Annotated in this window: 2 protein-coding genes; both read right to left on the bottom strand. The window is 48.7% G+C overall.

Annotated elements, in window-relative coordinates; genetic code table 11:
• Positions 1-387, bottom strand: a 387-nt coding sequence (locus ACLWS4_RS37400) for a PTS transporter subunit EIIC (RefSeq protein ID WP_416876483.1), incomplete at its 3' end; no start/stop codon positions are given.
• Between the two features lie 12 nt (positions 388-399).
• Positions 400-505, bottom strand: a 106-nt coding sequence (locus ACLWS4_RS37395; RefSeq protein ID WP_416876484.1) for a phospho-sugar glycosidase domain-containing protein, incomplete at its 5' end; no start/stop codon positions are given.

Raw genomic sequence — 505 nt, 5'->3', positions numbered from 1 at the left:
CAACCCGCCGCTGCCTACAAAAGCATATGGAATGCCCGAACCGGTTTTTGCCTCCACATCCGGGGTTACAATGACAAAACTGGCCAAAGCCACAACCCCGGCGCTTACCCCGTCGACTTCATAATAGTCGGCAAGGCTCCTGGCAATGCCGAATACGGCGATAATCGCCATCAGGCCGAAAGAACCATTTACAATTTTATTGAATACGGGCGCCAGCTCAATCTTTGCCAACCAATCGGTGTAGCCGTTTATCGGCAGATTGCCCAATATGAGAAAAAAAGAACCGATAATAATCAGCGGCATGCTGAGTAAAATCCCGTCTCTCAACGCCCGTAAATGTCTCTGGCTTCCAATCGCGCCGGCAATGGCTGCAATTTTCTCAAGCATCTCTTTTACCCCCTATGAAAAGATCAATTTGAAAGCGGACCAAGGCTGCAGGTAATCCAACAAGAAAACGGCTTCTTCTTTTACATGGCCGACAACATTGCGGTTTCCTTCATTCTCC

The sequence above is a fragment of the Kitasatospora sp. SC0581 genome (assembly GCF_048159585.1).
Taxonomy (GTDB): domain Bacteria; phylum Actinomycetota; class Actinomycetes; order Streptomycetales; family Streptomycetaceae; genus Kitasatospora.
Note: the sequence above shows the minus strand (reverse complement) of the source record. Positions and strands in the feature narration are given on the sequence as shown.